Origin of the sequence: Neptunicella marina, from assembly GCF_014270035.1 — a bacterium.
GTDB classification, from domain to species: Bacteria; Pseudomonadota; Gammaproteobacteria; order Enterobacterales; family Alteromonadaceae; genus Neptunicella; species Neptunicella marina.
Genome location: NZ_JACNEP010000006.1, coordinates 215,848 through 241,146, shown reverse-complemented (window position 1 = coordinate 241,146; position 25,299 = coordinate 215,848). Strand labels below are relative to the sequence as shown.

The window sequence follows — 25,299 nt, the reverse complement described above, 5'->3', positions numbered from 1 at the left end:
CTGTCAGATAAATAAATTGAATCTGTTATCAATAATAGTCATTATAAAGTTCTCAAACTGATTGTGAGAGCGTTATCTTTTCGCCCTCTCCACTTATGTAGTTATGGCAGTTAAGTGAGTGTAATCGATTGAAATCTTCTTTGGCATCAATCCCATTTCGTTTTGTTTTTCTCAGTTTACTGATTGGATTCTTCTGCACATTTTTTGTGTCACTCCTGCTGGTATTACACTCAGATAATGAACGTCTCGAGGCTTATCAACAAGCAGTAACTCAAACCACATCTGAGGTTTACAGTACACTGTCCAATTTGTTTAGCGAAATCAATAAAGCACAACATTCAATTTGTTCAGACGCCGAACTCAAATTAATGCGGCAATATTTATGGACCCATTCCGAATTGACAGATATTGCCAGATTACAGGATAAACAAATTATATGTAGTGCCAGCTGGGGGAAACTAGCCTCGCCAATCCCGCTTCCCGTGCCAACTAAAAGCTGGCAAAAATCCGGATTTTACCACTGGCGCAATACCAAAGATGCACTTCAGGGTACTCTTGACGTTAACATGATCGCCAACAACAAAATCCTGATGTTGGTTGCTCCTAATGCGTATTCAAGTATTTCTCCTGAAGAACTGGGAACAGGTTTTATTATAAGCACCAACGATGGGTATATACCCAATGCCTTTGGTCCCATTGACCCTGAAGACATTATTAAAAATAGTCAGTCATCATTTAATCGGCTGGTTCATCAAAAATGTGGCACAACGGGTAGTGGAGTTTGTATTACGGTTTACAACAGCAAACCTGGTTTATTGGGTAAAGATCACACATTTTTACTGGTGATTTGTCTCATTTCACTGGTACTTAGCGTTTTAATTTATATAACACTCATCTCTTTGAATAATCATCGGAATTCGATGCGCAAAGCGCTTAAACGCGCATTAAGACGTAAAGAAATATATGTGGTGTTTCAACCTAAGGTCCAGCTAAAAACTGGCCGGGTAGTAGGAATGGAGGCGCTGGCTCGCTGGCACCATCATAAATTTGGTCAGGTGCCGCCTGATGTGTTTGTTAACTTTGCTGAAGAAAATGGTTTGATGCCAACATTAACCCGGGTCGTGATTGAAAAAGCCATAGGACTGGCCGGTGATTTGTTAAGACAATCCTCTCATCTAAGCCTCAACCTCAATTTGAGCATGGCAGATTTGAGCGATCCCATGCTGTTAAATTTCATTGATTTCCAACGACAAAACCATGAATTTAATGCCGAACAATTAATCTTTGAAATTACCGAAACATCCGCATCGGGCTTTGAACAGATAGAGCAATCGGTTGACAGATTTGTATCGCGTGGTTATCGAATTTCTCTGGATGATTTTGGTACAGGCTACGCCAACCTTTCCTGGTTAAGTAAAATAAAAGCCTCAGAAATAAAGGTAGACCGAAGCTTCACTCATATGATTGGTAGTCCCCACAGCACCCATAGCAATACGCTGGATGCCATTTTTACCTTACTTGATGACTTGAAAGTAAGCACAGTGTTTGAAGGAATAGAAACACAGCAGCAGGCTGATTATGTATTAAACCATTGCCGCGATGCGCTCGGGCAAGGCTGGCATTATGCTAAACCCATGAGCATAGAACAGTTACAGCAATTCATTTCTCAGGGTTATGTGAGTCTGGACAATATTCGCCCCGCCTCATCAGTGACGATACGTCCCATGGTTTAACTATTTGAATTGTCTTTTACTGGATGGCTAACTGGTATACACAAATATTAACCGCACTGGCTAAATTTAAAGAATCAATCACGCCACTGCCGGCGATGGTATAAGGTTGAGCGTTAAAGGCCGTAAGCGATTCAGAGGGTACACCACGCGCTTCGTTACCAAATAAATAACAGTCATAACCGGCAAAAGATGGACTGTTAACCATATCCCCCTGCATATCCAGATAGGCAAATTGCTTAAAGCGTTGTTGCAACTGTTCAAGTTCCACATCCAGCTCCAATGGCACATGGAAAATCGCGCCCATACTGGAACGCACCACTTTAGGATTAAAGGGATCTACGCTGTTGGGGCTGAGCAACAAACGAAAGCCACCAAACCAGGCGAGTGTGCGTAAAATGGTACCGAGGTTGCCCGGATCTTGTACCTCGTGCAAATAAATACAGCGTTGGTTCTGTTTAACACTGGCCTGGTTAACATTCAAATCGGGCAAGGGTACGCAGGCAATGATGCCTTGCGGTGTTTTGGTATCACTAATGTGTGACATTTGCTTTTTGTTCAGCACCGTCAGCTCAAAACCGCAATCAAAGCTTTCAGCCAATGGCACATAGTCGTCGGTAACATACAGGCTGATGCCTTTTAGCGCAGGCTGCGATTTAGCGGCTTTGACCAATTCAAGCACCAGATGCTCACCTTCCACCAGATAATGGCCAAACTGGGTACGATATTTTTTGTGCTGTAGCTTTTTTACGTCATCGATATTCATGAATTGCGCTGTCGTTTTATGTGGTGATGCTTATTTCAGGCCCATAGTGTAGCGTTTTGCACTGGTTAAGTCAGGCAAAACGACCTTCTGATGCCTGATTCAATTTGCAAATATTTAACTCACGCTTACAATTAGCGCCCTTTGGTCATCATCGCAGCAGAAACTACTATGGCACGCTCAAAAACCAGTAAACAATGGATGGACGAACACGTTAACGACCCTTATGTAAAAAAGGCTCAGCAAGACGGTTACCGTTCACGAGCCAGTTATAAGCTGCTGGAAATTAACGAAAAAGACAAACTCTTTGGCCCGGGCAATATTGTGATGGATTTGGGTTCTGCGCCCGGTGGCTGGTCACAGGTTGTAGCCCCAATTGTTGGTGATAATGGCCGCGTCATCGCATCCGACATATTACCAATGGACGGTATTATTGGCGTAACCTTTATTCAGGGTGACTTTACTGACGAAGCGGTGTACGAACAGATCCTTGCAGAGCTGGGCGATAATAAAGTGGATACAGTCGTATCGGATATGGCACCCAATATGAGTGGGGTGAATACCACAGACCAGTATGCTTCTATGTACCTGGTAGAACTGGCACTGGATATGGCGCGTAATGTATTAAAACCAAACGGCAGTTTTTGCGCAAAAGTCTTCCAGGGCGTGGGTTACGAGGAATACGTCAAGGATGTTCGCAGCTCATTTAATAAAGTGATAGTGCGTAAACCAGCGGCATCGCGACCGCGTTCACGCGAAGTCTATTTGGTCGCTAAAGGATTTAAAGGTTAACCCGTTTAATGATTTGCAATTTTATCTAAACTGATGGCACTGAACTTTTGCAAAACCAGTGCCTCGACTTCCTGTAGCACATCCTGCAATTCTCTATTTACCGATTTTTCAATCGGACAATGTTGATGCTCATCAGTCAGCGCAATATTAAACAAGGTGCTTTCACCCAGTGCCTGATGAATATCCAGCAGTGAAATATTATCTAAGGGTTTATTCAGCACCCAGCCACCGTTGCGGCCGTTAGTTGAAAGCACGTATCCAGCGTTACGCAACATGCCCATAATACGTCTTACCACTACCGCATTAGTTTTCAGCATATTGGCAAACGCCGCTGAGGTAATTGGCTGATCACTTTTATTTAGATGCACCAGTATGTGCAACACCCTTGATAACTGACTGTTTTTTCTCATCTTACTCACCGGTTAATTTTCTTCCCCAGCTTAACATGTAACTTTTACTGTTACAGTTATAAATTGTATGCCAGAATAAAATGAAACATTAATAGTTACACTTTAATATGTGAGGAAAAACGTGGATCAAAAAACGCTCACCAATATGTTTGATCAACAAGCGCAGCACTATGATCAGCAATGGCAAAAAATGCGTCCCATCAATGACACCTTATATCTGTTTTTGAATCAAATACTGAACGAATTACCAGATGATGCACATATTTTGTGTGTAGGAGCCGGCACCGGTAACGAAATCATTAATCTCGCGGCATTAAATGATAGTTGGAGATTTACCATAGTTGAGCCTTCAGCAGGCATGAATCAGGTTTGTCAGGCTAACTTACAAATGCAGGGAATTCTTGAGCGCTGCCGCTTTCATCAGGATTATCTGAATAGTTTTGATGACACTGCGCAATTTAATGCCGCGACCAGCTTTTTGGTTTCACACTTTATGACAGACACCACAATCAGACGCGAGTATTTTTCCAACATTGCTATGCGTTTATTGCCAAAAGGAATACTGGTTAGCACCGACTTATCGGCGGATACCCAGGCAGAAAATTATCCACAATTATTGCGGTTTTGGTTTGCTGTTATGTCAGGTTCTTTATCGTCTGAACAGGAATTAGAAAAGTTTAAGCAGGCTTATCGCCAGGGATTAGCCATTATCCCACCAGTTAAACTAGCCGAATTAATTGAAACTTGCGGTTTTGAATCTCCCTTGCATTTTTATCAGGCTGGCATGATTAACGGTTTTTACGCATGTAAAGCCGCTTGATGATTCGGCGTTATTGCGACCAAAGTTCCACACGGTTTCTTCCGTTGCGCTTAGCCGTATAGAGCGCTTTATCTGCTTGTTCGAGACTCTCCTTTATATCTGATTCTGCATCAATTAATGCCACACCAATAGATGCAGAGATCTTAATCTGACTGTTCCCAAATTCGACAACCAGATTGCATAATCCCTCACGCATTCGTTCGGCGGTGGCCAGTGCACTGGGTAAATTTGAATTCACCAAAGTAACTAAAAACTCTTCGCCACCATAACGAAAAAATTTATCCAGTGTACGTAAATTGTCCTGAATATACTCAGCCACTGCTTTTAGAACTTCATCGCCGGCTGCATGCCCATAACGATCATTAACACCTTTAAAATTATCCAGATCCAGCATCAGGATACAGGCGGTTTCAACCTGTTTGCTTAACATATCTTTCAGCAGATAGAGCTCTTCTTTGAGCGTGGCACGATTGTACGCACCGGTCAGTGGGTCCCTCAAATACAATAGTTTTTGCATTTGTGCTTTCAGCCTTTCAACTTCCCTGACAAATACATCCAATTCCGAGTAAAAGGTTTCAAATTCAGCTTCAGATATCCCCTGTCCGGTATCCTGTTTATACAACATTCCCGACGCAATGCGGTGCATTTCATGATGAAGAAATTCAATGTTCTTAAAGGTAGGATTATCTAACAGACCCTCAGGGTGCTGACCATAATACCAGCGACCAAAATCACAACATGTATGTGCATCATCACTCTTGTCCAGCTCAGCATGATCCGACTGACAAACCAGAATACGCATTAATTGCCTTACCCACAGCCGATGATTTTCAATTGCCAGATCGAGTCGTTGCACTAACGACTCAAGATCATGATGTCGAAGCTTTTGCATCAGTACCTCACAAAACAAATCAAAGCGTAAAACAGGTTGTTATATCTACTAACATGCATGTTTTGTTTTCACTTTATATTGCGGTAGCGCAAACTGTCTCAATAAATCGCTGGCACTATTGCACGACACATATATAGTTCAAAAATCAAACATTTATAATATGCTCAGAATGTTTCTGACTTAAAGACTCATAGGCAAGCGATAGTATAGCCACCTCATAAACCAATATTATCGTGCCTAGCATAGAAGCAATGGCATCAGTGCCAGGTAAGATCAGTAACGGATAGGAAATAACTATTGAAATAACAGGTAATAAAAAAACCACAGCCAGCATAAAGCCGGTTTTCCCACGGCTCAATTCCCATGCCAATTTGAAGCCGGCATTTTCATCTTCAATTGCAATAGCAGGAAACACCAGACTTAAACGTGCTGCCAGCCAGCTAATACAGATTAATCCCGGAATTAAAACCCAGAATCCAGATGTGGCAAACATTCCAACCAATACAAATGGCATGAATATCAAAGCAAACGCTAAGGTATGTAGCAAAAAAGACGTTTCCCGTTTAGTCCAGCGAGACAACCCAAAAGGAGGAACGGCGTGGTCACCGATCAAAATAATTCTATGTGTAGTTACGGCAAATAAAGTGTTAATTAGCATGCCCAAAATATTCAAAGCCATGGCCATTGCCCCCTTGGGCTCCAACCCTTGTAGCAAGTCAACAACGACCAGGGCAATAAATGGGAATATAAGAGCCTGCACCATGCGTTTACGATTAGTATGTACCCGCTGAATAGCTTCTAATGAAATAGATGAAAATGACATGTATCTTCCTTGAAATTATAATTTTTAACGATAAACAGGGTTATCTACAAATACGTCTGGCAAAAAATCAGTACAGACCTCCACTCTGGTTTTCGATGTCATCCCTTCGCGATGCAAATAGTCCTCTGGCCTTATTTTAATTTGATATTGGGTAGTACCAATCATCGGCTTGATATTCCATCCTCGCTGTTTAGCTATGATTACCAGTAGAGTTGAGGTAGTTTCATATAACTGTGTAATATTTGCAGTCCATCTGAGATAACGCAGCACATGACGATGATGCTCCAAAATAGTCGTGATTGCGCTGGCTAAAGCTGGTTTATTCGAACCGGCGAAGGCTTTAAGCGCGGCAGAAAACCCGACATAAATGAGTGAATGACCTTTATTTTGTTCCGACCGCGTGATTGTTTTTAACCAGGCTTCAGGTATATCCGAGTATCCAAGCCACAACTTAGCCATTAAAACTTGCATCAACTCACTCGCACGATTGGATGCTGGCTCCAACTTAGCAACAATATTCGCCGCTTCATTAGCATCTTCGGGCAAACCTAAAAGCAGAGCCGTTTGAAAGTAAGAAAAGTAAAGAGGTAGCTCAATGCTGTAGCATGCCGCCATAGATTGTTTAAGTAGCGGCATCACCTCAGCTAAATGGGCCTGCGCAGCATCAAGATTTTGCAAGTAAAGCCAATTAACTCCAGCCTGGAAATGTTGCCATTGCGCTTGGTTATAAACCATGTAGTGATTTTCTGGCGGAGCTGTTTTTAGTCCCTGCTCTAATGGGTAGTTTTGAAAATATTCATCATGACACTGTAAGCGGTATTCAAATTCTTCTATCGCTTTAGCATTTTGTTTGAGGTGCATATATAAATCCTTTTCGTTTATTTAAACCGGCAATTCCATTGCCAGTTTTGTTATGTCATACCAGACAAATTATTAAGACGAGCGGTTGGCTGCTTTTTTGACTGAAACAGGTTTTAGTCTGGAAATTCTAAGCACGTCAAGCATGGCACCAATCCACACCACCAGTAACAGAGCACTCCATAAAGGCATTAGCGGATCCACTGGCTGGCTCTCCATTGCAATGGTAATGCCTTCAATAGTCGGCGCGACGCGCCCCGCCATAATGTCATCGGCAATCAACTGCGCCTGAGTCATCACATCGCTGGCTAACTGGTGAATAAGTAACAATGCAGCGAACACAATACCACTGCCAGCAAGCGGCCTTTTAAGTACAAAATGGCCTGTGCCGGGAAATAATAAAGCGGAAAACAGTAAGGCTTTGGTTTTGGGCTTCATTTATTTTTCTCTGATTAACGCAATCATTTCATCACAACAACATACTATATATGCGCAGGTCAGCACATAAAATATGTGTCTAATTGCATGTATTTATAAGCTCAACAACCTTTGCAATCCTAATCCGGTTTCGCCAGTTGTTTTAGAATATTGCAATCCGGACTGCCATCACCACGGCAGTTATCTGCAAGATCAGATAAAATTTGCTGCATATGCTTTAGCTCACTTATTTTGGCCTTTATTTCGCTTAAATGTTGTTCAGCAATTTGCTTGACTGCACGGCTTTCACGCTGTGAGTCATGCCAAAGTTCAAGCAATGACTGAATATCCGACAACGAAAATCCTAAATTACGTGCCTGCCTGATAAAACGTAGCTGATCGATATGTTCGCTGTTATACAACCGATATCCCGACTCGGTTCGCGGCATTTTTCGCAATAATCCCAATTGTTCATAGTGACGGATCATTTTAGCGGTCAAACCACTGGCTTTAGCCGCGGCACCAATAGTCAGCAATTCCAACATATTCCCTCCGATTAAAAAGACATACGTTGCAACCTTAGAGCATTGGTTACAACCAACACACTACTACAAGCCATTGCTGCACCGGCAATCACCGGATTTAAAAACCCTGCAGCTGCCAGAGGAATACCAATAGTATTAAACGCAAAGGCCCAGAACAGGTTTTGTTGAATATTACGGTAGGTGGCACTGGCCAACAATAAAGTTGAAGCCACTAACTCTGGATTACCACGCATCAATGTTATTGCTGATGCACTAACGGCCACCTCGGTCCCCGTCGCCATGGCTATACCTAAATCAGCCTGTGCCAAGGCGGGTGCATCATTGATTCCATCTCCAACCATTGCCACCTTGAAACCTTCATTCTGATACTGCTCCACAGCTTGCGCTTTGCCTTGTGGCAACACTTCCGCCTGCACATTATCCAGCCCTAATTGCTGCGCAATATAGTCTGCGCTGGCGTGTGAATCACCAGTTAGCATAGCCACCTTAATCCCGCTATTTTGTAACTTTTTAACCGCTGATTTGGCCTCTGGTTTGGCTTTATCAGCAAAACATAACAATCCTATAAGAAAAGTTTGCTCATCTTTGATTTCTGCCAGCCAGGAAACGGATGCCCCCTGAACAGTAATCTGCTCGGTTGGCATTGTGAGTCCCAGCTCCCGCATCCAGTTGCCCGAGCCCAATATTACTTCACGCTGTCCCACCATGGCTTTTACGCCTTTACCTGCGACCACATTAAAGTCACTTGTTTCCTGTAACGTCACATTGTTTGACATTGCATGCTTAACCACTGCCTTTGCAAGGGGATGTTCGCTGTTTTGTGATAACGCATAGGCCAGCCTGGTAATTTCTTGCTCATTTCCACGCAATGCGGTTAATTGTGTCAGTTCAGGTTTACCATTGGTCAGGGTGCCGGTTTTATCAAAAACCACGTAATCAATTTTGGTGGCCTGCTCCAGTGCCACAGCATCTTTGACCAAAATGCCATGACGTGCCGCGGTGCCAGTCCCGGCCATTATTGCCGCCGGTGTAGCTAACCCCAGTGCACACGGGCAGGCGATGACTAATACCGCGACTGCATGCAGTATACCCTGAGTCCAGTCATCAAATACGATTCCCCACGTTAATAAGGTAAGCAAGGCCACCAGCAGAACTACTGGAACAAAAATACTACTTATCTTATCAACCAAAGCTTGTACCGGTGCTTTGGCGCCCTGCGCCTGTTGCACCAGACGAATAATTTTTTCAAGTGTTGACTCCGCCCCCACAGCGGAAGCGGTAAACTCCAATACACCATCTAAATTCACTGCTCCACCAGTAAGATGATCTCCCTTGCTCTTATTTAGCGGAATACTCTCACCACTGATCAAAGCTTCATCAACATGACTGCTACCTTTAATCACCAATCCATCTGACGGAATGCGCTCACCCGGCAACACTTTTACTCTGTCATCTTTATTAAGTTGCGCTGCACTAATGGTTTGCCAACTATTGTTACGCCAAACTGTGGCGGATGTTGGTTTTAGGTTTTCCAACGCTTTGAGTGCATCTGTGGTGCGCCTTTTTGCTCTTCTTTCCAGTAACTTGCCTAGTAACACCAGAGTGAGAACAGCTGCACTGCTTTCAAAATACAAATGAGGCATTGCCTGATGGCCATCAAATCCAAGCCACAGATATAACGACAGACCATAAGCAGCACTTGTGCCTATCGAAACCAGTAAATCCATATTACCGCTCAATGCTTTTAATGCATGCCAGCCAGACTTGTAAAAACGTGCGCCAAAATAGAATTGCACAGGTGTTGCCAGTAACCATTGCCATAATGGCGGCAGCGTCCAGTCTGCACCCAATAACATTGCAAACATCGGCAAAACTAAAGGCAACGTGAGAATGGCAGAACCGATAACCGGCCAATTATCTGATTGGTAGAAAGCTAATTCAGGTTGCTGCTCTGTTTTCTGGCTCTCCGGCCTGTCAATAATGAGTTCATATCCGGCAGATGTTACCGCTTGCTGCATACTGTCATCAGTAGCAGAAGGTATTACAACCACACTAACCTGTTCTGTGGCCAGATTGACACTGGCAGAAATTACCCCGGTGACTTTCAGCAGGCTTTTTTCGACTCTTCCTGCACAGGAAGCGCACGTCATACCTTTCACTACAAATTGACGTGTTTCGCTTTGTAATTGATACCCCGCTGATTCAATTGCTGTATTAATATCTGCCAGCACCACATCAGCATTAACAGTTGCGGTTTCTGTTGCCAGATTGACGCTTGCTTGTTCTACCCCGTTAACCGCAATCAGGGCTTTTTCTATGCGATTAGCGCAAGATGCGCAGGTCATGCCTTGAATACCCAACTGTACAGTGGCTGCCACAATATTAACTCCCAAATGAAAAAATGGTCGGATAACATAAAGCTAGACCTTAACACCATGGTAAGGTCAAACACGTTATAAAATATGTTTGACCCTGTCACAGTGGCAATCTTTATCCTGATTATTGAATTTAATACAGGAGATCAAACATGATGAAATTCAGCGTCACCGATATAACTTGTGGCCACTGTGTTAGTGCCATTACTAAAGCGATTTTACAGTTGCAGGCTAATGCAAAAATCACTGTCGATTTAGCTAATAAACTGGTTTCGGTAAACAGTGAACTAAACAAGGAAGACATTATTGAGGCGATAAAAGAAGCCGGGTATACCGCAAACCATGTGGAAGTCAGCTGTTGTAATCCCTCACACAGCTGTCATTCGTAACCGGCAGCCAATAAAAAAACCGGTAAGTCATCACAACTTACCGGCTTTTTTTATTGAACGCGAAAGACTTAGTTCATCAAATTCTTTTTGAAGAACTCTGCCTGCATTGTCATGCGATGCAGGCTAGTGCCTTTACCTTCACGCAGTGAGTGGCTGCGGTTTGGATAGCTCATAAATTCAAATTGTTTGTTGTATTCAACCAGTTTGTTAATCAAACGCTCAGAGCCCTGATAATGCACGTTATCGTCACCGGTACCGTGGATTAACAGCAGCTTACCTTTTAAGTTTTCCGCAAAGGTAATAGGTGAAGCCTGATTATACGCTTCACGACCCGTTTCAGTGGTGAAGGTATCAGGTAAGCCCATGTAACGTTCCTGATAGATGGTGTCGTACAAACGGATGTCTGGCACAGGTGCAACCGCAATACCGGCTTTGTATTTATCCGGATAACGGAACATCATGTTTAATGTCATCGAACCACCGCCCGAGTGACCCCAGATACCAACACGGCTGGTATCGATATAAGGGAAACGTTTAGCCATTTCATCCAGTGCTGTTGCCTGATCTTTAGAGGCATAAGTACCAATGTGACGGTAAATATCTTTACGCCATTCACGACCACGCGGTGAACGGGTACCGCGGTTATCGATAGAAGCCACCAGGAAACCCTGCTGTGTCAGATAATCGTTAAATAAAGTAAGGCTGCCACCCCAGCTGTTTTTAACGGTTTGACCGGCAGGCTCACCATACACGTAGAAAATAATCGGGTATTTCTTTTTCGGATCGAAATTAGCCGGGCGCATAATAAAGCCATCCAACTCGGTGCCATCGTAGCTGGGTACACGGAAAAACTCATGGTCGGCCAGTGCCAGCTTGCTGATTTCTTCTTTCACTTCATGGTTATCAATCAGAGTACGGATGTTTTTGTGATCCGGCAGGCTGATGATGCTGTACTGAGTCGGGGTGCGTACATTTGAGAAGTAGTGCACCGCCAGTTTACCATCTGGTGAAATTTTATAGCTGTTATTGCCTTTAAATTCAGCAGGGGTAATACGCGTGATATCGCCTTTACCATCCAGGCTGGCGCTGTAAAGATATTGCTCTAACACGCTGTCTTTACCGGCAGTGAAATACACTTTGCCAGCAGCTTTATCCACGTGCACGATAGAGATGATATCGAACTCACCCGGGGTTAGATTTTTAATGGTTTTGCCATCGCGGCTTACCAGGTAAATATGACGCCAGCCATCACGTTCGCTGATTTTCAGGAAGTTTTGGCCGTCATTTAACCACTCAACATCGTAATAACGCTCTAAGAATGCATCGTCTTTATCAACGAACATTTCTTTGGCTTTACCCGTGTGAATGTTGACCAGATAGTGATCATTGGTGTTTTGCAAACGGTTAACTTTTTGCACCACGATTTCATCATCGTTACCGGCCCAGCCCATACGCGGGATATAAAAATCGTCGGTATCAGCCGGAATATCAGCCCAGCGGGTTTTAGCGTTACTAACGTTCACCACACCAATACGCACGGTTGAGTTTTTTTCACCGGCTTTTGGATAAGGGAACACGGTCAAAGTTGGATATAACTCGTCGGTATTGTTGATCATGGTGAAATCGCGCACGTTGCTGGTATCCAGCTGCCAGTAAGCGATATGTTTGCCATCCGGGCTCCAGCGGAAACCATCGGCAATGCTGAATTCTTCTTCATAAACCCAATCAAAAATACCGTTGATGATGTGACCTTTACCATCGGTAGTAAGCTGTTTGATTGAGTAATCCTGTAGCGACTGAGAATACAGATTGTTGTTGCGCACATAAGCAATCGCTTTATCGTTTGGCGAGAACTTGGCAAACATCATAGTGGCTGGTTCAACATCATCTGAGCTTAAGCCTAGTTGGGTTAATTTGCCCGATTTCATGTCTAACAACCAGTAATCACCACGGCTGTTACTACGCCATACTTTTTTACTGTTGGTGTAGATCATCAGCATGGTCTGGTCGCTGTTCCACTGATAATCATCAATTTCCAGCGCTTTTTCCTGACCTTCAGGGGTTAGCATTTTTGCACTAACCAGCACTTCACGTTTATCGCTGCCGGCGTCATAACGCACAATATCTTTGGCGTCGGTGTCACCTTCAGCTTTTTCAACCGAAGTGTAAGAGGTGCCATCTTCCATCCAACGCACTGAACCTAAACGTTTGGCATCATACTTTTTGTTTTTGTACAAATCTTCGAGGGTAATTTGAGAAGACGTGTCGGCGGACGCAACTGACTGCGGAGCCGGTTGCATAGTACTGCTACAGCCTGCCATGGTCACCGCCATTAACAGACCCAGTACCGGGCGTGACTTTATCATAAGGTGTCATCCTTTATTATTTTTTTAAATGGGTTACTTCAACTACCGTCAGACAGTAGTTGAGTTCACACGTTGTTGTAAAAAGCTAACAATATCAGAGGATTCGTACAACCAACGCACCTGATTATCCTGCTCTATACGCAAACAAGGCACTTTGATTTTGCCACCTTGTTCAAGCAATTCATTGCGAACACGCAAATCACGTTTAGCATCCTGCAAAGGCAGGTTAATGCCCAGCCGTTTACATTCCCGACGTACTTTTACGCAAAATGGACAGGCCTTGAACTGATACAGAGCCAGTCCGGAAATTCGTTCATCCACTTTTGCCTGCTGCTCAACATTGCGTTTGGGACCTTTCGGTGTAAACAACCAATCCACAAACAAAATGATTGCCCCCAAAATCCAGCGTATAACAACCACTAATTTTTACCTCTTCTTAAGCCAGTTAAGATTTACAGCCCGGCATTGTTGCATATTTTGATTGGAGCAACTATTCCACTAACCGATAATACCGGTAGATTAATCGTGTTTTGATATTTACTTAAATTGCTTTGGTCTATATTTGCGCAACCTATAGTTAATCCGGCACGGATGTGCCAAGATCCATCGAATTTTTAAAATAAACACACTTAGTCAAGGAATCCTTCTATGACCCTAAAAAAGGCCCTGGTAGGTACACTACTTTTATGGATTAGTTCAGTGGCCAGTGCACAAAATGCTGACACTCAGGCGTTCCACCAATTACTCGATAAACACTGGGCAAATGCCAATAAAGAACAGATTTTTTTCCGCAACGACCCGGATACTTTCCGTATGAATGGCAAATTGCCAGATGTATCTGCAAAAGGTCGTCAGCGCCGTGCACAATTTAATCAGCATGTATTGAATGAGCTGAACAGAATAGACCTGCAGGATTTGTCTGAGCAGGACCAGTTAAGCTATCGTTTGTTTAAATACGAGCGTGAAACCGAAGCCAAAAGTTATCAGCAATTTGATTACATGTTCCCGCTGAATCAATACGCTGGTTTTCACACTTATTTTGGTGGCGCACCGGATAATATGTCGTTTTTAACCGAAGCGGATTACGACAACTATCTGATCAGTCTGGCAGATTTTCCACGTTACAATCAGCAGCACATTACCAACCTAAAAGCGGCGATTAAAAAGGGTTACACACAATATTGTGAAAGCTTTGCCACCTACGACCAAACTATCAGCCACTACATCGTTGATGACATCACTACCAGCGAGTTTTATGCGCCGTTTGCCAATATGCCCGAGCGTTTTACTGAGCAAGAAAAAACCAATTATCTCAAACAGGGCAAAAAACTGATTAAAGACACGGTTATCCCTGAATATCAGCGTTTTTATGACTTTTTCACCAAGGAATATATGCCAAATTGCCGCAAGTCGGTAGGCATATCACAGCTGCAGGATGGTAAAGCCTACTATCAATATTTAATTAACTATTACACCACCACGTCTTTGTCTGCTGCGGAAATTCATCAGTTAGGCTTAAACGAAGTTAAACGTATTCGTGAGCAAATGAATACCATTATCAAGCAGGTAGGTTTTGAAGGTGACTTCAAACAGTTCATCGAATATTTGCGTAACGAGCCTAAGTTTTTCGCTGAATCAGAGCGCGATTTACTCGAAAAAGCCAGCTACATCAGCCGTAAAATGGCCGGTCAGCTACCTAAGTGGTTTGGCACCTTGCCGCGTAATACTTTCGATATTAAATCCAGTCCAAATGGCGGTGCGTTTTATGTCGGTTCAGATGGCAGCGGCACCACCTCTGGCACCTATTTTGTCGGCACCCAGGATTTAAAAGCTGCGCCTTTGTATAACCTGGAAGCCCTGACCTATCACGAGTCTATCCCGGGTCATCATTTGCAAGGCGCTTTAGCTAAAGAAATGGATATGCCGGAATTCCGTAAGATTTTGTCGCATTCGGCTTACACCGAAGGCTGGGCGCTTTACTCCGAAAAACTGGGTAAAGAGATGGGCTTTTATCAGGATCCCTACAGTGATTTTGGCCGTTTAACCTATGAAACCTGGCGCGCCTGCCGTTTGGTGGTTGATACCGGCATGCACGCCATGGGCTGGTCACGTCAGCAAGCCATTGATTACTTAGCTGCCAATACCGCGCTTACAATGCCGGAAGTGGTCGCGCAAATTGACCGTTACATCACCTGGCCTGCGCAGGCACTGAGTTATAAGATTGGTGAAATCAAAATCATTGAATTACGTCATCGCGCCGAAGCGGCATTGGGCGATAAATTCGATGTCCGCGCCTTCCACGATCAAATCTTAAAATCCGGTTCTTTACCATTGGATTTACTGGAAGAAATGACCCTGGAATGGATCACTGCACAAAAACAAAAACACTAAGTGACAACTTAACGAATAAAGAAGCCGGCTTATTGCCGGCTCTTTTATTTAGACCTGATTTATTCCAGCGCCTGGATAGTGCCTTTGGCTAAATTCAGCTCAAAATCCACATCCGGATAGCCGTTTGCCAGACCATCAAATATCGCCATCATGGCGGCAAACTGGCGTGCAAATATCTGTGCCACAGGCGTTTGCATCGTGAGCGACTGCTGATCCGATTTAATCCCGGCAGCCAGCTCTGTTAATACCCGATACTGGGCAAAACGTTTTGCGCTGACATTACGTTTGGCCAGCTGGCCGGCATTACGCACCCGATAAAAGTCCACCGCCAAATCCAGACCATTCCAGCCGCTAAAATCAGCCAGAGTGAGTTGGTACTGACTTAGTTTATCAGCAAGCTGTTGTGAAGCCTGTTGCGCGTCATCTGATTGCAAAAGCTCAGTCAGTGCGTTGTTATTCTCAAGCAAATTTTGCAGCGAGGTTTGCGCCTGCATGGTTAACAACAGCAGCATTTTATCACCGCTTAGTTGCAGCAATAATTGTCGTAAAGTCTGTGGCCATTCATTGGGTAAAAACCGCTGACGGGTCAATTCACGAATATGCCAGTTAGCAAACTCATCGTAATGCTGTGATGCGAGAATCGCTTTATTCCATAGTGGCAATCCGTTGTGCTGCCGATATGAATATTCCTGCTGATAAAAAGCAAACAACGCATTAAAACGCGGCACAGAATCAACCACTTTGGTTTGCACCAACACCTCATCTGCGCTTTTAAAACTCAGTAACTTATAGGCTGGCACATAAGCAGCAATACTGGGTGCCTGAATATTAAATAACACCTGACCATCATCGCCATGTGCCACGCCGGTATCGTTAAAATGCATATGCCCGGCAACATGCAAACGAATGCCAGTATTGGCCAGTTTGCGGCTAACCTCTGAGTCGGGTTTACGTTTTAACTGAAACTGATTTTGACCAAATAAACCGGCAATCGCTTGTGACTGACCATCATAAAATTCATACATAGGAAAGTGGCTAAAAGTCACCAGAGTTTTATGTTGCAGCCTGGCACGTTTGGCTACATCGGCTATCCAGTTAATCACATGCTGTTTGTGTTTTAACATCTGATTGTATCCAGCATTGCCCGAGCCGTTAAACTCATTGCCCTTTGCCGCACCTATGATTTTAGGCACATACACATTAGCATCCACTGCTAACAACCATAATCCCGGCACCGGCTCCACCAGGTAACTGCTATCTGTCATTTGGCTGCATGTTTTTTGCACTTTGGCTTTGGCATCAACACAAATGTCAAACTGACGCTGACTAAGCGCAGATTGCTGTTTGGCCTGCTCAAAACTGTATGCTTGAGAGTAATTGGAATACGGGGTTTCCCAGTAAATATCCTGCTTAAGCGGGTAGAAACCAAAGTCTGCCATTTGATTAATGATACCGGTATAACCCCAGTGTTTAATATCGTCAGTACATATCACATCAGCCTGGTGGGCTTTACAGGGTTCACTATCAGGGCTAAATACCGCTTGCTCGCTGCCATCGGCGGCTAAAAAATCCCGCTTTCCGCCAGCAAAATCGAAAGGTCGAACAGGATCGTGATTACCATTGGTGGCAAAAAAGCGCATGCCATATTGCTGAGTGTAACGACGCAATATTTTAGCCAGCCCACGGACATGCACCGGCTGACCATCGTCGGTAAAATCGCCCGGCAGAGCGACCAGTTTAATGTTTTGGCTGGCTAAATCATCGAGTGCCGCCAACAAGGCAAAGTAGTTTTCATTAAATAAGCGGGTGGAATTCAGCTCGGCCTGCAAACTACGGATAGTGGCGTTATGTCCGTTTGGATTGGGGATGCCCGGATAGTTACCGTCCCGGAAATCGGCATACACATCATGAAAATGCACATCCGGCATAAAAGCGATTTGATAGGTGAATAGATCCGCGGGCTCAGGAGACTTTTCTGCCGCCCAGGTAGCAAAACAGCCCAGGATACCCACCCCAAATAACAAAATAGATTTATACATAATCCAACATATTTCTAATCATCAAATAAACAACAAAAGCGGCGCAGTGTTTCCACTGGCCGCTTGTCGATTGTGCTTTAAGGCAAGTGCTTAGAAGTTAGCACGTACACCTAAGCTAATACGACGACCTGATATTTCATACATCACCGGGAATTTTGGATCCATGGTGTAACCACGGGTTTCTTCATCAGTAATGTTGATGCCCTTCAGGGTAATCTTAATATCGTCAGTCACTTTATAACCCACAGACATATCGTACTGGCCATACGCATCACGATATACAGGGTACATATCACGCTCAATACGCTCTACGTACTTGTCTTTATAGTTATAAGAAATTCGTGCATCAAATACATCATTCTCATAATACAAGGTTGCGTTATAAGTCGATTCAGCTAAACCTTCCGGCGCAGTTGGGATATCCAGATCTGACTCACCCGTTAAGCTGTTATCAAGTTTGGTGTAGTTAGAGTTGATACCAAAACCTTCCAACGCGTCACTAAGTAAGGTTAACGGGAACTGCGCAACGACCTCAATACCGTTAACGGTGAACGAACCGTCAGCGTTTACTTTTTGGTAAACATCAAAATCGTAAACACCATCTAAGGTTCCGTTATCGTTGTACTTAGTCACATCTGGCACTGTGCCGGTCAGCTCTTCACGCACCACGCCTTCGATTTTTTTCTTGAAGTAAGAAATCGCAAATAAACCGCCTTGCTCCAGGTAATATTCCAGACCCATTTCCCACTGGTCAGCATAAGTAGGTTGCAGATCCGGGTTACCATCGCGGTATTTAAAATCATTCAGGCTAACCGTACGTTTGTATGCAATATCACCTAATGCCGGACGCATTAGCGTTTTTGATGCGGCAGCGCGGAATAACAGATCATCGGTTAATTCAGCCGTCATATTAAATGCCGGTAACAAATCATCATAGTTACCTTCTTTAGACACAGGGGCTGAAGTATAGCCAGTTGAACCGTCTGAATTTTGCACCTGGTGATAACCAAATGACAAAACGGATGTATCTACATAACGTACACCAGTATTGATCGTTACCGGCACTGAACCTATATCAAACATAAAGTCAGCCATGGCATACAGACTGGTCACTTCTTCGTCTACGCGATAATACTGATCCGGTGCGTAATCAACATGGAAACCGTCATAACGGAAGTAGTCACGTGCCCATGCATTAGACACCTGAGACCATTCCGGGCTATAAGCCAGATCAGGTAAATATTCACCACCAGACACCAAATCAGTGACCGGGGTTAATTCGCTATCGCTTAAGGTACGCGTACCTGCCCAGGAACTGTCTCCGTCAGTTGGGCCTTTCACCTGCACCTGACCCTGATCACGCTGTTTCGATTTATCGGTATAGCGCACACCAAATTGAACATCGGCCAGAGCCGGCATCCACTCAAGATTGAGATTACGTTTTAAATCCAGTTGCGCAGCGTATTTGTCATCCTCGATGCCTTCCTGTGTCACTTCATAAAAATCAAACAGGTAACCATCAGGAGAATCATACATGTTGCGCGAGGCTGGGTTATCACTCAGTAATACTTCGCCGCCTTGTGCGGTAAAACGACTGCGTGACGGTGCATACATGGTGTGTTTTAAGTTGGTACGATCTGAATCTTTATCCGCACCAGAATAACCCAGTAGACCACGTACTTCCCAGCCAGCTACATCCCAGTCCAGATTAATGCTCAATTGCTGATAATCGGTTTTGTTACTGTTTTCTTTGCTTAAGAATTCGTGTTGAGTATAGGCATAGGAAACATCCGTTAGTACGGTTAAGCCGTACTCAGAGAACGTATCACTGTCGTAACTATGAATTTTCTCCAGTGTACTCGGACTGGATGCTGAATAAGCAGCAGCATCGTATTCATCTTCGTGCGAGTCGTAGCTTCCCAACATGGCGTCAAAAGTTACGCTTAAGTCGCTATTGGGTTTGTATTGCAATGATGCGGTTGCGCCCCACTTTTCCTGATCATTTAAATAAGCACGGTTACCGACTTTATTGATAAATACCACGCGGCTGGTTTCATCGCTGTCGAAACGATCATTAATCACAATACCGGTATCACGTTCTAAAACAGCAGCAGCCTGATCTGATTGCGCCTGTTTAGAGTCTGAGCCTGATTTTTCTAACCAACGAGATAAGGGACGGAAATCCACACCAGAGTTTGAATCGGTGCGGTTAGTGCGCTTTGAGCTGGCGAAGGAGACTAATACCCCCCAGTCGCCAAAGGTGTTGCTGGCCAGAAGCGCAAATTTAGGGTCAGTTTTTTCAGAAATAGAGTTATAAGCCCCCTGAACCGATGCAATCACTTTACTGCCATCGTAGTCAAACGGACGGGCTGTTTGAATTTGCACGCTGCCGGCAATGCCGCCTTCTTCGTCAGCCGCTGTTGGCGATTTGTTTACCGTCACACTCTGAATGATTTCAGAGGCGAAAATATCGAACTCAACATCACGACCACCACTACCAGAGGCGGTAGCCACGCCATTAATAGAGGTATGAGTGAATTCATTTGGCAAACTGCGTACATTGACTTTTGTACCCAAACCTTTATTACGTTCAATGGTCACACCTGGCATACGTTGTAACGCTTCAGCCAGGTTCTGCTCAGGAAAATCTGCAATATCAGTGGCAACCACTGAATCTGAAAAACCAATGTTGTTACGTTTAATATCAACCGCTTTTTCCAGTGATTTAACGTAACTTCCCGCAATTTCGATCACTTCCAGATCTTTCTTATCTTTGCTGTCCTGAGCAATAGCACTAACAGAAACAGCCGCAATGGCTGAACCCAGTAATACCTGACGAATAGCCTGAGCTAAACGCTTTGGTGATGTAGTATGCATAGTGTTCATTATTGTTGTCCTGTGTGTTGGTGCGCTAAAAGACGGATGCAGATCAGCTCACACTGATTCCCCTCCACATCGCGTCAAAAGTTTCTAATAATGTGAATTGAACGTGATTTAAAAAATCGCGGCATACCTTAAGGTCTGTAGATGGCAGTTTTATTTAAGCTTTTTGACTGAGAGATGACTGATTTACTTCATTTTTATGACAACGCTATCAGCTCTTATAATCAGAGGGTTAGATTCAAATACGGTCAGATAGAAAAATAGAACATGCCGAAAAAACACCAAAAAAAGCAAATAACTAATAGGGTGCAAAACAGCTAAATTGCTAACACCCGACTGACTTCCTGGCTTAAAATCGCGACTCTTTACAGTACAGGACACAACATTGCTCGGTTTATATCTTCGTTACCTTATTTGGGCTTTTTCATTACTTTTTGTCACCGACTACATTTTATATGGGCATGAAATCATTCCATCACCTCACAGTTTGCAATGGCGACCAAGTATTACCTGGGGAGCACTTGGCGTGTGCTTTATCCTTGGCAGTTATCTGCCACCCAAAGGCCTTTTACACTGGTTGTTAGGTCATTTCAGTAACCTTTCCACGAGGCAGTGGAAGGAATATCAACTTCTCATTGGCTGCCAGTTTATTGCAATGGCGCTTATCAACCTGTTGGTGGTGTATTGGTTTAGTGCGCAAACCTGGGCAGATTACAAATTGTTTGGCAGCAGCAGCCTGGCTTTATTTGTACCTTTGTATCTGGCGTATTGGGTTACGCGGGTTAAGCCGCATTAAAGACTGGTGTTATTAATGGGCACAGCGTTAAACTGATAGCAACTCATTCTTTACCCACTTATCTAGCCGTTTAGCGGGTTCATGCAAAGGACGGCAATATGACAGCTCAAATCATTGGTCTTGGCCAACTCGCGATCACCGTAAGCGATGTGAATACTGCACTTGAGTTCTATCGCGACATCTTAGGCCTTACATTTTTATTTACACCGGCAGATAATCTGGCATTTTTACAATCGGGTTCCACCCGCATTATGTTAAGCACCCCACAAGGTGCCGGTGAGGTGGGGAAAAATTCAGTGATTTATTTTAATACCACGGATGTACAGAAGACCTATCAACAAGCGCTGGATAAAGGCGCAACTGCAGAGCGCGCGCCGCAAATGACAGCACGCCTACCTGATCACGAATTATGGATTGGTTTTATCAAAGATCCGGATGGAAACCTGATAGGATTGATGCAGGAAAAACATTAAAACAAAAATACGGAATATATGATTTACAAGGGTTATTCAAAAAGAATTTTGGCAGTACTGGTCGCTGGATTATTTTTGCTCAGCGGGTGCAACCAGCTACAACCGCTGAATGAAAAACAAAAACAGCAAATCAAACTGGAAATCGAAACCGTATTTAACGATCTGGTGGATGCAGCCAGGGCGCTTGATACTCAGGCCTATTTTGCCTTTTTCGATCAGGAAAAATTTGTTGGCCTCAATGAGGATGGCAGCAACTGGAATAATTTTGCAGAATTAGCTCAACTCATCACGCCCGGATTTGCCGCCGTTAAACAAATTAACTCTCTGACATTTCCCAATGTCACCATTAGCGTAATTGACGAACACACTGCCATTTTGGTTAATCAATTTAAACAAAACCTGACCCTGCATGACGAAACGGTTATCGATGTGGCAGGCGGCGGTACTCAGGTTTGGTCGAATCACTCCGGGCAATGGAAATTAGTGAGTGTTTCGGCGAGCTCCGCAGCAGAATAAATCAGGTTAAAGAGGAAAATAAAAATGGCATCACATCAGGGCGGTTGTTTTTGTGGCAGCGTACGTTATCAATTAAGTGCCGATGCCGAGGCCAGTATGGTGTGTCATTGTAATAGCTGTCGCAAGTTAAGTGGCGCACCTGTGCTGGCCTGGATTTCGGTGCCGGTTTATGGTTTTGAATTTATCAAAGGCCGCCCTCAGGAGCTGCATTCATCAAAGCAAGTCAGTCGCTGGTTTTGCGGTGACTGCGGTACTCACATGGCCTATCAACATCAATCAGAACCCGAATATATTGATGTCACCACCTGCACTTTAGACAAACCGGAAACCTTTCCGCCGGGCCATCATTCATGGTTACAGGATAATCTTAGCTGGGTAAAAAATGGCGATGATTTGCCCTGTTTTCAGCAATCGCGCAATCAGGGTTAAAGCCACTTAGTCACCACTATTGATTGGACTTCCTCTTTTATCAGGATTATGCTCAGGTTATGCCTTATTAATTTAAATTAATGATTTTTATTAATTTTTTGTTATAAGGTTGTAGCTGAGTTTTTATTCCGGAGGTGTGGGTGGATTCGATATTACTGATTATTTTTATTTCACTGGCCATCGCCAGTGTTCTAAATATTGTGCTTAAAAAGTTCTCTATTTCGCACATTATCGGATACATCTTCACCGGCACCATTATAAGCAATTTATTTAATTTTAATGCCAGTACCGATCTGGATTCACTCGAATTAATTGGTGAATTTGGCATTGTGTTCCTGATGTTCACCATTGGTTTGGAACTGTCGTTTAACAAACTCAAAAAGATGAAAGAGATTGTGTTTGTAAACGGTACAGCGCAGATCCTGTTTAGCACCTTGCTTATTTTCCCGCTGGCGCACTGGGTATTTAAACTGGATGTACAGTCCTCGGTAATTATTGCGCTCGCATTTAGTTTATCCTCCACCGCTATCGTGTTGACCTACCTGAAAAAATCCAAGGATATAGTCACACCTTACGGGCAAAAATCCATTGCGATTTTGATCTTTCAGGATTTAGCCGTTATCCCCATTTTGCTGTTGATCAGCTTTATGGCCAACAACGAACTATCACTAACTGATGTACTGCTAAACACTGTGGTATCAGCCACTCTGGTGATTGTGTTTATGTTCACTCTAGGCAAAAAGCTGATTGAATGGTTACTGCACTTTTCAACCAATGCCAAACTTGAAGAACTGTTTTTAGGCTCGGTGCTGGCGATTGTAATAGGCGCATCTTTACTGGCGCACGAAATGGGGTTCACCTATTCGCTTGGTGCCTTTATTGCAGGCATGATCATCGCCGAAACCAACTTCCACGTAAAAGTGGAATCCGATATCGCCTCCTACAAAGATATTTTGCTGGGTGCGTTTTTCTTCTCAGTGGGCACCAAAATCGACGTGATGTATTTCACCAGCCATTTGTATCTGGTGTTTGGTGTTTTAGCTGGGGTGATGCTGGTAAAAGCACTGATCATTTATTTGCTTATTCGCCGCAAGGCTAACAAAAGTGACTCGGTTAAAGCCGCGCTGGCTTTGTGTCAGATTGGTGAGTTTTCCTTTGCAATTTTCACACTGGCTACCAGCGAAAATATCCTGTCACAAGAGCTGGGCAGCTTTTTAATTTTAGTGACTGTGCTATCCATGATAGTCACACCCTTTATTGTGAATAACATCTATAAACTCGCGTCATTTGTAGTGGTGGAGTTTTACGAATCCGACAAAATTACCCCAATTCAAAACAGCAACCATACTGTGATTTGTGGCTTTTCGGTGGTAGGTAGAATCGTCGCCAAAGAGCTGGATAAAAAAGGGGTTAACTTCCTGGTTATCTCAGACAACCTGCAACATGTTTTATTGGCGCGCGAACGCGGTTATATGGCTTATTTTGGTCACTTAGATAAACGCCCGGTACTCGAATCACTTAAGGTTGAGCAATCTGCCTGCGTGATAGTGACAGTCAACAATATGACCAATAAACGCATTATTTGTCAGGCTGTACTGGATTATTACCCTGATGCCAATCTGGTTGTTAAAATTAATAGCCGTGATGAAAAACAAGCACTTAGCGATTTAAACATTAATTCGTTTGTGCATGCACAAAATGAAACGGCCAAACTGATAGTTAAAAAGAGCCTGTTGCTGGTACCCGGTTATGTGGCGAACAACAACACCGAGCAGAATAACGCTGATACCGATAAAGACGATACGCTAACGTGATAAAAACGCTGCCAGCTCAGCGAGTTTATCAGTATTAATTAAATCAACTTCATGCTGTGCCAGTGTTTTCCACATTTGGGGCACATCAGCCGTGCCCCAGAAGCGAATTTGCTGATGATGGGAATGCGCCTCTTGAACCAGCTTTGCCAGCAACGCTTTTTCGTTGGCTGACATTTCCCCCTGGCCGTTATAGCTAAAATTATCCGACCAACGCGAGCTAATTAGCGGCATCAAAGCCGGGCTTGTGGTGTTACCTAAATCGGGCAAACGCCCATCAATAAACACAATGCGGTTTGTATCTGCGAATATGCCCTCAATATCACGATTGCCAGAAAGTACAATTGTCACCGCGCCTGACACCAACTCGCCATTCATCACCTGAGTTAACATGGGTTTGTAAGGCTGCAGATAATTAACCAAAGCCGCATAGGTCGCTTTCGCCTCTGTTTTTACATCGACCAGTAAAATTAATGGCTTGGCAGAATTGGCATAAATCGAACCATTGTTGGTTAAAAAGCGCTGCCACAAGGGCATGAGATAAAGTGCACTTAAGCTTTTTTCGGGTTCAATTTCATCAAGACTATGAGCAACTAAAAGCTGACTATCTTCTAAAAAGATATCGGCTTCGATGGAGTTAAAACCATGTGATAGCGCATCAAATAAAGGGCGGGCATGATGATAATCATTGTGCGCATGCGCCTGATATAAAACGTTATTTGCTGATACCGGCCAGCACATACAAGCGATAAATAATACGACTATTTTTCCCATTACAGTC

At 43.8% G+C, this 25,299-nt stretch carries 23 protein-coding genes; 10 read left to right on the top strand and 13 right to left on the bottom strand.

Going from position 1 to position 25,299, the window contains the following annotated elements:
• The first annotated feature begins 206 nt into the window (after window positions 1–206).
• On the top strand, window positions 207–1,733 hold the full coding sequence (locus tag H8B19_RS09765; RefSeq protein ID WP_186506638.1) for an EAL domain-containing protein: 1,527 nt from the start codon (window positions 207–209) through the stop codon (window positions 1,731–1,733).
• 16 nt (window positions 1,734–1,749) lie between these two features.
• Here H8B19_RS09765 and H8B19_RS09760 read toward each other — a convergent pair whose 3' ends face one another.
• Window positions 1,750–2,496: a TrmH family RNA methyltransferase gene (locus H8B19_RS09760; RefSeq protein ID WP_186506637.1), complete on the bottom strand. Its 747-nt coding sequence runs from the start codon at window positions 2,494–2,496 to the stop codon at window positions 1,750–1,752.
• Window positions 2,497–2,664: 168 nt separating this feature from the next.
• Between H8B19_RS09760 and rlmE the strand changes: the two genes are divergently transcribed.
• On the top strand, window positions 2,665–3,285 hold the full coding sequence (gene rlmE, locus H8B19_RS09755; protein WP_186506636.1) for a 23S rRNA (uridine(2552)-2'-O)-methyltransferase RlmE: 621 nt from the start codon (window positions 2,665–2,667) through the stop codon (window positions 3,283–3,285).
• 5 nt (window positions 3,286–3,290) lie between these two features.
• On the opposite strand, the gene H8B19_RS09750 is transcribed toward rlmE, so the two are convergent.
• Window positions 3,291–3,695: an Rrf2 family transcriptional regulator gene (locus tag H8B19_RS09750; protein ID WP_186506635.1), complete on the bottom strand. Its 405-nt coding sequence runs from the start codon at window positions 3,693–3,695 to the stop codon at window positions 3,291–3,293.
• 121 nt (window positions 3,696–3,816) lie between these two features.
• On the opposite strand from H8B19_RS09750, the gene H8B19_RS09745 reads away from it, so the two are divergent.
• Window positions 3,817–4,515, top strand: a complete 699-nt coding sequence (locus tag H8B19_RS09745) for a methyltransferase domain-containing protein (protein ID WP_186506634.1) — start codon at window positions 3,817–3,819, stop codon at window positions 4,513–4,515.
• Window positions 4,516–4,525: 10 nt separating this feature from the next.
• On the opposite strand, the gene H8B19_RS09740 is transcribed toward H8B19_RS09745, so the two are convergent.
• The 6 genes from H8B19_RS09740 to H8B19_RS09715 all read right to left on the bottom strand — a co-directional run bounded on the left by H8B19_RS09740 (window position 4,526) and on the right by H8B19_RS09715 (window position 10,428).
• Window positions 4,526–5,407: a diguanylate cyclase gene (locus tag H8B19_RS09740; protein ID WP_186506633.1), complete on the bottom strand. Its 882-nt coding sequence runs from the start codon at window positions 5,405–5,407 to the stop codon at window positions 4,526–4,528.
• Between the two features lie 145 nt (window positions 5,408–5,552).
• Window positions 5,553–6,230, bottom strand: a complete 678-nt coding sequence (locus H8B19_RS09735; RefSeq protein WP_186506632.1) for a hypothetical protein — start codon at window positions 6,228–6,230, stop codon at window positions 5,553–5,555.
• Between the two features lie 24 nt (window positions 6,231–6,254).
• Window positions 6,255–7,091, bottom strand: a complete 837-nt coding sequence (locus tag H8B19_RS09730) for a hypothetical protein (RefSeq protein ID WP_186506631.1) — start codon at window positions 7,089–7,091, stop codon at window positions 6,255–6,257.
• Window positions 7,092–7,163: 72 nt separating this feature from the next.
• Window positions 7,164–7,526 (bottom strand): hypothetical protein, encoded by a 363-nt coding sequence (locus tag H8B19_RS09725; protein ID WP_186506630.1) that lies wholly within the window; start codon window positions 7,524–7,526, stop codon window positions 7,164–7,166.
• Between the two features lie 119 nt (window positions 7,527–7,645).
• On the bottom strand, window positions 7,646–8,050 hold the full coding sequence (gene cueR / locus H8B19_RS09720) for a Cu(I)-responsive transcriptional regulator (RefSeq protein ID WP_186506629.1): 405 nt from the start codon (window positions 8,048–8,050) through the stop codon (window positions 7,646–7,648).
• Window positions 8,051–8,061: 11 nt separating this feature from the next.
• Window positions 8,062–10,428: a heavy metal translocating P-type ATPase gene (locus H8B19_RS09715; RefSeq protein WP_186506628.1), complete on the bottom strand. Its 2,367-nt coding sequence runs from the start codon at window positions 10,426–10,428 to the stop codon at window positions 8,062–8,064.
• A 149-nt stretch (window positions 10,429–10,577) separates the two neighbouring features.
• On the opposite strand from H8B19_RS09715, the gene H8B19_RS09710 reads away from it, so the two are divergent.
• The gene (locus H8B19_RS09710) at window positions 10,578–10,814 is read left to right on the top strand and encodes a heavy-metal-associated domain-containing protein (protein WP_186506627.1); all 237 of its coding nucleotides are present in this window, start codon (window positions 10,578–10,580) and stop codon (window positions 10,812–10,814) included.
• 68 nt (window positions 10,815–10,882) lie between these two features.
• On the opposite strand, the gene H8B19_RS09705 is transcribed toward H8B19_RS09710, so the two are convergent.
• Both H8B19_RS09705 and H8B19_RS09700 read right to left on the bottom strand, forming a co-directional pair.
• The gene (locus H8B19_RS09705; RefSeq protein ID WP_186506626.1) at window positions 10,883–13,180 is read right to left on the bottom strand and encodes a S9 family peptidase; all 2,298 of its coding nucleotides are present in this window, start codon (window positions 13,178–13,180) and stop codon (window positions 10,883–10,885) included.
• A 48-nt stretch (window positions 13,181–13,228) separates the two neighbouring features.
• On the bottom strand, window positions 13,229–13,600 hold the full coding sequence (locus H8B19_RS09700) for a glutathione S-transferase N-terminal domain-containing protein (protein WP_186506625.1): 372 nt from the start codon (window positions 13,598–13,600) through the stop codon (window positions 13,229–13,231).
• A gap of 228 nt (window positions 13,601–13,828) precedes the next feature.
• Here H8B19_RS09700 and H8B19_RS09695 point away from each other — a divergent pair, with 228 nt between their 5' ends.
• Window positions 13,829–15,571 (top strand): DUF885 domain-containing protein, encoded by a 1,743-nt coding sequence (locus H8B19_RS09695; RefSeq protein ID WP_186506624.1) that lies wholly within the window; start codon window positions 13,829–13,831, stop codon window positions 15,569–15,571.
• Window positions 15,572–15,630: 59 nt separating this feature from the next.
• Here H8B19_RS09695 and H8B19_RS09690 read toward each other — a convergent pair whose 3' ends face one another.
• Both H8B19_RS09690 and H8B19_RS09685 read right to left on the bottom strand, forming a co-directional pair.
• Window positions 15,631–17,610: a metallophosphoesterase gene (locus tag H8B19_RS09690; protein ID WP_186506623.1), complete on the bottom strand. Its 1,980-nt coding sequence runs from the start codon at window positions 17,608–17,610 to the stop codon at window positions 15,631–15,633.
• Window positions 17,611–17,700: 90 nt separating this feature from the next.
• The gene (locus H8B19_RS09685; protein ID WP_186506622.1) at window positions 17,701–20,496 is read right to left on the bottom strand and encodes a TonB-dependent receptor; all 2,796 of its coding nucleotides are present in this window, start codon (window positions 20,494–20,496) and stop codon (window positions 17,701–17,703) included.
• Window positions 20,497–20,878: 382 nt separating this feature from the next.
• Between H8B19_RS09685 and H8B19_RS09680 the strand changes: the two genes are divergently transcribed.
• The 5 genes from H8B19_RS09680 (at window position 20,879) to H8B19_RS09660 (ending at window position 24,521) form a co-directional block, all read left to right on the top strand.
• Window positions 20,879–21,289, top strand: coding sequence for a septation protein IspZ (locus H8B19_RS09680; RefSeq protein WP_186506621.1), 411 nt, complete (start codon window positions 20,879–20,881; stop codon window positions 21,287–21,289).
• A 98-nt stretch (window positions 21,290–21,387) separates the two neighbouring features.
• A complete protein-coding gene (locus tag H8B19_RS09675; RefSeq protein ID WP_186506620.1) occupies window positions 21,388–21,762 on the top strand; it encodes a VOC family protein in 375 nt (124 codons plus the stop codon).
• An 18-nt stretch (window positions 21,763–21,780) separates the two neighbouring features.
• Complete coding sequence (locus H8B19_RS09670) at window positions 21,781–22,278, top strand: YybH family protein (protein ID WP_186506619.1); 498 nt, start codon at window positions 21,781–21,783, stop codon at window positions 22,276–22,278.
• Between the two features lie 24 nt (window positions 22,279–22,302).
• The gene (locus H8B19_RS09665; protein WP_186506618.1) at window positions 22,303–22,707 is read left to right on the top strand and encodes a GFA family protein; all 405 of its coding nucleotides are present in this window, start codon (window positions 22,303–22,305) and stop codon (window positions 22,705–22,707) included.
• Between the two features lie 140 nt (window positions 22,708–22,847).
• Complete coding sequence (locus tag H8B19_RS09660) at window positions 22,848–24,521, top strand: cation:proton antiporter domain-containing protein (protein WP_186506617.1); 1,674 nt, start codon at window positions 22,848–22,850, stop codon at window positions 24,519–24,521.
• On the opposite strand, the gene H8B19_RS09655 is transcribed toward H8B19_RS09660, so the two are convergent.
• Window positions 24,513–25,292, bottom strand: coding sequence for a phosphatidylinositol-specific phospholipase C/glycerophosphodiester phosphodiesterase family protein (locus H8B19_RS09655; RefSeq protein WP_186506616.1), 780 nt, complete (start codon window positions 25,290–25,292; stop codon window positions 24,513–24,515). The two genes, H8B19_RS09660 and H8B19_RS09655, sit on opposite strands and share 9 nt — an antisense overlap.
• Between the last annotated feature and the right edge of the window lie 7 nt (window positions 25,293–25,299).